At 64.9% G+C, this 7,595-nt stretch carries 9 protein-coding genes; 2 read left to right on the top strand and 7 right to left on the bottom strand.

Annotated features, from left to right (window positions below):
- The coding region (locus EAW56_RS10570; protein WP_208636512.1) for an HNH endonuclease signature motif containing protein at positions 1-1,022 on the top strand (1,022 nt) is incomplete at its 5' end.
- 11 nt (positions 1,023-1,033) lie between these two features.
- Here the strand turns inward: EAW56_RS10570 and rplI are convergent.
- From rplI to EAW56_RS10530, 7 genes are all read right to left on the bottom strand, one after another.
- On the bottom strand, positions 1,034-1,486 hold the full coding sequence (gene rplI, locus EAW56_RS10565; protein WP_095278337.1) for a 50S ribosomal protein L9: 453 nt from the start codon (positions 1,484-1,486) through the stop codon (positions 1,034-1,036).
- 51 nt (positions 1,487-1,537) lie between these two features.
- Entirely contained in the window at positions 1,538-2,083 is a 546-nt protein-coding gene (locus tag EAW56_RS10560) for a single-stranded DNA-binding protein (RefSeq protein ID WP_095278339.1), read from the bottom strand.
- Between the two features lie 48 nt (positions 2,084-2,131).
- On the bottom strand, positions 2,132-2,428 hold the full coding sequence (gene rpsF, locus EAW56_RS10555; protein WP_122086482.1) for a 30S ribosomal protein S6: 297 nt from the start codon (positions 2,426-2,428) through the stop codon (positions 2,132-2,134).
- Positions 2,429-2,542: 114 nt separating this feature from the next.
- Positions 2,543-2,848 carry a DUF2442 domain-containing protein gene (locus tag EAW56_RS10550; RefSeq protein ID WP_122086480.1) on the bottom strand — a complete coding sequence of 102 codons (306 nt, stop codon included), beginning with the start codon at positions 2,846-2,848 and terminating at the stop codon, positions 2,543-2,545.
- Positions 2,849-3,023: 175 nt separating this feature from the next.
- Positions 3,024-4,532 carry a glycosyltransferase family 87 protein gene (locus EAW56_RS10540; RefSeq protein ID WP_095278348.1) on the bottom strand — a complete coding sequence of 503 codons (1,509 nt, stop codon included), beginning with the start codon at positions 4,530-4,532 and terminating at the stop codon, positions 3,024-3,026.
- Between the two features lie 13 nt (positions 4,533-4,545).
- The gene (locus tag EAW56_RS10535) at positions 4,546-6,840 is read right to left on the bottom strand and encodes a transglycosylase domain-containing protein (RefSeq protein ID WP_122086478.1); all 2,295 of its coding nucleotides are present in this window, start codon (positions 6,838-6,840) and stop codon (positions 4,546-4,548) included.
- A 77-nt stretch (positions 6,841-6,917) separates the two neighbouring features.
- Positions 6,918-7,295, bottom strand: a complete 378-nt coding sequence (locus EAW56_RS10530) for a DUF5318 family protein (protein ID WP_095553876.1) — start codon at positions 7,293-7,295, stop codon at positions 6,918-6,920.
- Between the two features lie 58 nt (positions 7,296-7,353).
- Here EAW56_RS10530 and EAW56_RS10525 point away from each other — a divergent pair.
- A partial coding sequence (locus EAW56_RS10525) for a MarR family winged helix-turn-helix transcriptional regulator (protein ID WP_122086477.1) occupies positions 7,354-7,595 on the top strand: 242 nt, incomplete at its 3' end.

Raw genomic sequence — 7,595 nt, 5'->3', positions numbered from 1 at the left:
ACCACGGCAGCGCGGGCATCGCAACAATGACGCTCAGCACCGATGCCACCACGATGGCCGTCCTTCGCGCCTCGCTGCAGGCCACGGCCCGCCAGGAGAAGGTCTCGCTCGCTGACGCCGCTGTAAAACTCCTCAACGGCGATGTCGAGCCTGCCGCGAACGTCCGCATCCATCTCTACGCACCCGCGGGCGCCGACGGCACCCGGGCGGCCGGCGCCCCCGTATTCATTCCTCGCTACGGATGGACTGACGCCCTCGCCACCGCGGAGCTCGAGAGTCTGCTCAGCAACCACCCGCCTGAAACGGTCAACCTGGATGAGACAGCCACCACCAAGACGGACAGTTACGCGCCGACGGAGGGGATGAAACACTACGCGCACGCCCGAGACGGCAACTGCATCTTCCCCGGATGCGACAGACCCGCAACCGCCTGCCAACTGGACCACCGCATCCCGTTCGACCGCGGTGGCGAGACCACGCCCCACAACCTCTTCTGTCTTTGCCCGCACCACCACAACATGAAGACCGACAAGCGCATCTTCTACGTCCCCGACCCCGTCACCGGGGACATCGTGTGGCTGTGTGAAGACGGCACCTACCTCCTCAGCCGCCACGAGGGCCCGCTTTTCGACGAAACCACGCCCACCACCACCCGCTGGCGCAGCTCCCTGCCCAACGTCGCCCGAAACCGGGACGCGTACGCGGATTTCCTCGCCCGGGCGCACCACCTGCTGGACGAGTACGACAACCACGCCGACTACTACCGGCTGATGGCGGACCTGCAGGCGCTCGAACACGCCACGGGACACAGCTTCGACCTGGCCCCTGAACCGCCGACCGAAGACTCAACAGTCATCCCGGAGGAACCAGACCCGGATCCCTACCCCGCGCCCGAACGCGAGCCCTGCCCGTTCCCACCAGGGTACGTCCCTGCGCAGCAGCCCACGCAGCGCGCAAAAAACGCGCACCCCCTCCTCACAAAGGGGTGCGCGTCAGAAAATGCTGTTGTCGCTCGTCGATAAGCGTAAAGCTCTTACGCTGCGACGACCTCGAAGTTAATCTTGCCTTCCACGGAGTCGTGGAGGTTGACCTTGACCTGGTAGCCGCCAGTCTTCTTCACAAGGCCCTTCGGCACATTGATGCGGCGCTTGTCCAGGGACGGGCCGCCGGCAGCCTTCACTGCGTCGGCGATGTCGGCACCGGTGACGGAGCCGAACAGCTTGCCCTTCTCAGAAGTGCGCACGGGGACCTTCACGCCGGTGAGCTGGTCCAGCTGATCGCGCAGCTCCTTTGCGTGATCCAGGTCGCGGACCTGACGGTCTGCCTGTGCACGCTTGATGTCTTCGATCTGCTTCTCTGCACCGCGGGTGGCCGTAATGGCAAGGCCGCGCGGGAGCAGGAAGTTACGTCCGTAGCCGTCCTTGACCTCGACGATGTCGCCGGGCTCGCCAAGGTTATCAACGGCAGCGGTGAGGATCAGTTTCATGAATCCTAACCTTCCTTATGATGAAAAATCTTGTGTGGGTGGGAACAACGTTTAGAACGGGGGCTCGTCATCCATCCCGCCGAAACCACCTGCCGGTGGGGCGGAGTTCCAGGGATCGTTATCCGGCTGGGCCTGCTGCTGCGGGCGCTGGGCCTGCTGCGGTTGCTGTTGGTACTGCTGCTGCGGGGCCTGCTGCTGTTGTGGCCTCCGCTGCTGGCCGCCACCATCGCGCGGGGTGCGCGTCACGCTCGCCGTAGCGAACTTGATGGACGGGCCGACCTCATCAACCTCGACCTCAAACACGGTACGATTCTCGCCATCGCGAGTCTGGTAAGAACGCTGCCGCAAACGCCCCTGCACGATCACGCGCATGCCCTTGGTCAGGGACTCTGCGACGTTCTCGGCCATCTGGCGCCAGCAGTTGCAGGTCAGGAACAGTGCCTCACCGTCCTCGAACTGGTTCGTTTCCCGGTTAAAAGAACGGGGCGTGGAAGCGATACGGAAGTTCGCCACCGCGGCACCGCTCGGGGTGAAACGCAGTTCCGGGTCAGCAACCAGGTTGCCGACAACAGTGATCGGGGTCTCGTTCTGTGCCATGCTCTTCTCCTACCAGCTGGTTTACGTGTGGTTTGAGCCTACCTGTTCCTACTTGTCGGTGCGCAGCACCTTGGTACGCACGACGTTATCGCTCAGGTTCAAAACACGGTCGAGCTCATCGACGGTTGCGTGCTCGCATTCGAGGCTTACAACGGCGTAGATGCCCTCTTCCTTCTTGTTGATCGGGTAAGCAAGACGCTGCTTGCCCCACACATCAACATTCTCCACCTTGCCGTTTTCCTTGCGGACAATCTCCAGGAACTTGTCCAGGGACGGGGCAACGGTGCGCTCATCCTGCTTAGAGTCAAGAATGATCATTACTTCGTAGTGACGCACGGACCTCATCACCTCCTATGGTCTAGTAACTTGTTTCGGCCACCGCACTTTTGCGGTGGCAGGAGGGTCGTTGCGTCAAGCAACCCGTCCAGGCTACCCCACACAATCCCGCAGGCCAAATGCCTACCGGTCCGCTTCGGTGACCAACCCGTCCGGCGTGATGTCAACGTCTATGTCGTTGAACTCGAGCTCCCAGTGCTCGCCATCGAACTCCACCTCGGCGCGACCATCCTTCGCCGCGTCGGATTGAGCCTCTTCGCTGTAGCCGCTTATCGACGCCGGCAGCTCCGGCCCCTGCTGCGGCTCCTGCTTTGCTTCTTGGCTCGGCTGTTCCACGGTCTCCGTCGTCGGCTCGCTCTCGCTGGTGCCGCAAGCGGTCAGTGCGCCCGCAAGCGCGACGGTGGTGGCCAAGATAGAAAGGCGTTGCATATTTTCCTTAGCGTCGTCGAACTTTTTGGCCGCCCTACCTAAACCGGTCGCGGTGCCGCCACAAATAATGCAAGGAAAACGGGAATCACCGTAATGAAGACGAACGCGAGGACGCCAAGACCGAGCGAGAGCATGGGGCGCTGCAGTTTGGCCATCGCCCAGAAGGCGCCCGCGATTAGGAGGAAACCGACTGCAATGGAGCAGATGCCGACGACCGTCGCGGTGCCCACGCTGCCTCCTCGCTCCACTCGTCGGGTGTGCTCAGCAGCGGGTCGTGGCCGTTGTGGGCCTCGGCGACCTTGTCGGTGCGCTTGCCAAACATCTGCTGCACGACCAGCACCATGATGGTGATGATGAGGCCGTCTCGGGCGATGATGGTGGCGTCGAGAAGCCAGCCCGGAGCCCCGAGGTTATCGGTACCCATCATGTGCCACATGAGGATGGGCCACACCATCATGTCCACGGTCATCCAGGTGAGCAGCAGGCGCCAGTACGGCAGCGCGAGCACCGCGGGGACGATGAGCCAGATCGAGTACTGCGGGCTCCACACCTTGTTGAAGAGGAGGAAGAAGCCGACGATGAGGGTGAGCAGCTCGGCGATGCGGGGCGTGCGCGGCGCCTTGAGCCCCATAACCAGGACCGCAGCGCAGCCCGCGAGGAAGAGCACGAGCGTGACCGCGTTGAGGATCACGGGCGCCCCGTCGCCGGAGTCGAATCCGGCCCACCCGGTGATGCGGCTGAACACCGCGTAGATGGTGGTCCACTCCCAGCTGCGGTCGGTGTTGAGGCGTCGGAACTCGCCCCACGCCTCGGGGTCGCGCAGGTAAATGGGCAGGTTGACCGCGACCCAGCTCACCACGGTCGCGGCGACCATCTTGAGGAACGGGACGAGGTCGCGCTTCCGAAGCGCGACGACCAGATAGGCGCCGAGGGCGAAGATGGGCCACATCTTGAACGCCGTGCCGAGGCCGATCATCACACCAGCCAGCCAGAACTTCTTGTTGCGCGCCGCATAGATCGCCGCCACCGCGAAGAAGATGGACGGGATGTCCCAGTTGGTAAACGAGTGCATGATCAGCAGCGGGGAGCCGACGACCAGCAGCGTGTCCCAAATGCGGTTGCCCGCGAGCTCCGCCACCATGCGCACGGTGGCGACCCAGATGACGGACAGGATGAACACGGTGACGTAGAAGTACCAGCCGACCTCGGGAAGGACGCGGTCCACGAGGAAGTACGTGTTGCGCGAGATGAACGAGGCAACACCCTGGAACAGCCCGGCGAGCACCGGGTATTCCATGTAGCGGGTCAGGCCGTCCTCCACCCAGGAGTAGTCGTACACAAAGCCGGGCTGGTCCAGGCCGCGCGCGCCGTAGAGCGGGACGATGTCGTTGTAGCAGAACGACGTGTACTGGCGGTTGCCGTCCCAGTTCAGCTGCAGCACACCGTTCTCGTCGGCCTTGCCCAGCGCGCAGTTGGATTTAGAAAGCGCGCCGAAGAAGAGGAAGGTGTAGGCGACCGCGAAGATGGTGCGCAGCGGCGTCCAAAACTTCGCCCGCCCGATCTGGGCAAACTTGCCCATCGGGCCGCCCAGATATTCCACGAATCCCCGAGCGACCGGCTCGGTGCGCCCCGGCTGGACTCGCTGCGCCGCCGTGTCCGTCACGTCCTGAGTGTGCTGTTCCATTGCTCCCCTTCGCTTACTGCAGCGCGTTGTCGAGGCCGTTGAAGAAGTCGTCCACCGCCTGGTCGAGCCCCAGGTCCGGCGCCGGCGCCGGCTGCTGCTGTTGCGGCGCGGGGGCGGGGGCGGGCGCGGCCGGCGCCGGCGCTTGCTGCTGCGGAGCCGGTGCGGCGGGTGCGGCCGGGTCCGGTGCGGGCGCCTGCTCGGGCTGCGACGGGGCAGCGGACTGCTGCTGCTCGGCCGGAGCCGCCGCGGCGCCGTTCCCGGACTGCGTCGTGCCCTGCTGCTGGTTGTAGTACGCCCAGGAGTTGCCGCCCAGGTTCGCGCCGCCGCCGTAGGGGTTCACACCCCAGTACACCGGCGATGCCTCGTGGAAGTTCTGGATCTCCTGGCCCTCCAGGGCCGTGTCCAGGACGTCCTTCCAAATCTTGGCCGGGGTCTGCGCGCCGTACATCAGGCCGCCGTACTCGTTGAAGATCGGCGAGGTGTTGTCGGCCGTGCCGACCCACACCGCGACGGACAGTTGCGGGGTGGAGCCGACCATCCAGGCATCCTTGTTCTGGCCGGTGTCGCCCATCTGGGCGGTACCCGTCTTGCCCGCCGACGGACGCCCGCCCGCCAGGTTGGCATAGGAGTACGGAATCACGGTCTGCATCGCCTGGATCACGTTGTCCGCAACCTGGGCGGAGACGCGGCGCTCGGCGTACTTGTCATCGTTCTCGTAGAGCACCTCACCCTGCGCGTCGGTGACGCGCTGCACGAAGTGGGTCGGGTGGTACACGCCGCGGTCCGTGAGCGTTGCCACCGCGGCGGCCATGTCGAGCACGCGCGACTGGTACTGGCCCAGCACGATGCCCTCGTAGGGCTGGCCGCCGTTCTCGCGCAGGGTCACCGGGATGCCCGGGATGGAGCGCGCCACGCCGAGGGCGTGCGCCATGTCCGCCGTGTCCTGCGTCGTATTGTCCAGGTCGTCCTGGATGCGCATGTACGCCGTGTTCGAGGAAGTACGGGTGGCCTCGGTCATGTTGATGATGCCGCCGCCACCGCCGTCGGAGTTGGTCACGGAGAACCCGCCCGGCAGGGTGACCGGGGAGGCGTCAAAGTTCGCGGTCAGCGGGATACCCTGCTGCAGGGCCGCCGCCAGCGCGAAGATCTTGAAGGTGGAGCCGGTCTGCAGGCCGGCGTTGGCATAGTCCCACCCGGAGGCCTCGTTGCCGCCGTAGTAGGCGCGCACGGCACCCGTGCCCGGCTCGACGGCGACCACGCCGGTGCGGGCGTCGTCCTGCAGGGCGGAAATGCGCTCCTCGGAGATGCGGACCGTGTCGTCCTGCGTCTTCTTATCAATCGTCGTGGTGATCTGCAGGCCGCGGTTGGTCAGGTCATCCTCCGTGATACCAATCGCGGCGAGCTCCGTCATCACCTGGTTCTTGATCAGGCCGTTCGGGCCCGTCGCCTCGGTGTAGGCGGAGTACGTCGCCGGGTCGCGCGTCTCGGGGAACTGCGCGCCCGCTCGCGTCGCCTGGTCGATCGCGCCCATCTCCACCAGGCCGTCCATGACGTAGTTCCAGCGGTCCTGGGCGCCGGCCTCGTTGTTCCACGGGTCCAGCTGGCTCGGGCGCTGAATCAGCGCGGCGAGCACCGCGCCCTCCTCCACGGTGAGTTCCGAGGCGGGCTTGGAGAAGTACGCGTGCGCCGCCGCCTCGATGCCGTAGGCGTTGCGGCCGAAGTACACGGTGTTGAGGTAGGCGTTGAGCACCTCCTCCTTGGACCAGGAGTTGGCCATCTTGATGGAGTAGACCAGCTCCTTCGCCTTGCGCTCGTAGGAGTGCTCGTTGCCCACGATCGAGTTCTTCACGTACTGCTGCGTAATCGTCGAGCCGCCGCCAGCGGAGGTGTTGCCGGTCAGCTGACCCACCGCGGCGCGGCCGAAGCCGGTGAAGGAAAAGCCGGAGTTGCCCCAGAAGTCGCGGTCCTCGGCGGCGAGCACCGCGTTCTGCACCTCTTCGGGCACCGCGTCGAGCGGGATCTGCTCGCGGTTGCCCTCCGGCGGCACGACGCGCGCCAGCTCGGTCTGGGCGTCGCTGAAGTAGATGTTGGAGATCTGCGCCGCCTCAATGTCGTTGGGTTCCGGGATCTCCGCCTGACTGTAGTTCCAGGCAAACCATATCGCCGGGATCGCGGCGATCAGCACCAGCAGCAGAAGCAGCGCCAGCAGCCACTGCCACCACCGCGAGCGCTTTGCGCCTTTCGACGCTCGCTTGCTTGACGACGCTACCGTGCTTCCACTTTCCGAGGCGTTCTCTTTGTTTGTCACTCGTTTTCCCTCAAGACGTGCGGACGTGCGGCAGGCCTCAGACCTCGAAGCCCACTGCGCATTATTAATAGGACACACTACCCGTCCGAGACGGGAACAGCGGTCACGGCCTTCCGTAGATGATTCCACTTGCACTCTAGGCAAACTTCGACGAAGTGCACGGTGATCGGCCCCACCTCCGCGACGAGCTGGTCAATCTCCTTCGCGCTGCGGGCAGTGTTGGCGCGGCGGCCCAGGTTCCCGCCGTACACCCACTTCACTTCGCGCAGCTCGGAGCCGCAGATCGGGCAGGGGCGGTCGGCCTTGGCGCCGTGGTACTGGCTGGCGGTGCGGAGGAGGAAATCGGCGTCGCAGACGTCGTCAAGCGTGATCTTGCCCTGGCGGAGGTCCCGCAGCGTGGTGCGGCGAGCCCACTCGTGTGACACCTCGTATCTGTACGCAAACACTCGCCCCATCATAGTCGTACGGAAGCTGGTACTATTTAGTCTTCGAAAAGCGTGGAGGAGATTTCTTATGCATGAAACACCCGATCCGTACGAGATCGCGCGGAGCATTCGCCCCGCCATGACCTCGCTGTACGTCACCTACTTCCGCACGGCCGAGCACTCCGACCTGACGGGCCCGCAGCTGTCCATCCTGCGCCGGCTTGCGGACGTCGGCCCGTCCCGCATCAGCCACCTCGCGGAGGCGGAGGGCGTGCGCATGCCGACTGCCTCCAACACCGTCAACCAGCTAGAGAAGCGCGGGCTCGTGCA

Source organism: Corynebacterium gottingense, assembly GCF_003693265.1.
GTDB classification, from domain to species: Bacteria; Actinomycetota; Actinomycetes; order Mycobacteriales; family Mycobacteriaceae; genus Corynebacterium; species Corynebacterium gottingense.
The sequence above is the reverse complement of the archived record's forward strand: the minus strand, read 5'-3'. Positions and strand labels throughout refer to the sequence as shown.

Excerpts from the sequence above, each read along its gene's own strand:
- rplI (WP_095278337.1), bottom strand. The coding sequence starts at position 1,486 with ATGAAACTGATCCTCACCGCTGCCGTTGATAACCTTGGCGAGCCCGGC.
- EAW56_RS10560 (WP_095278339.1), bottom strand. The coding sequence starts at position 2,083 with ATGGCACAGAACGAGACCCCGATCACTGTTGTCGGCAACCTGGTTGCT.
- rpsF (WP_122086482.1), bottom strand. The coding sequence starts at position 2,428 with ATGAGGTCCGTGCGTCACTACGAAGTAATGATCATTCTTGACTCTAAG.
- EAW56_RS10550 (WP_122086480.1), bottom strand. The coding sequence starts at position 2,848 with ATGCAACGCCTTTCTATCTTGGCCACCACCGTCGCGCTTGCGGGCGCA.
- EAW56_RS10540 (WP_095278348.1), bottom strand. The coding sequence starts at position 4,532 with ATGGAACAGCACACTCAGGACGTGACGGACACGGCGGCGCAGCGAGTC.
- EAW56_RS10530 (WP_095553876.1), bottom strand. The coding sequence starts at position 7,295 with ATGGGGCGAGTGTTTGCGTACAGATACGAGGTGTCACACGAGTGGGCT.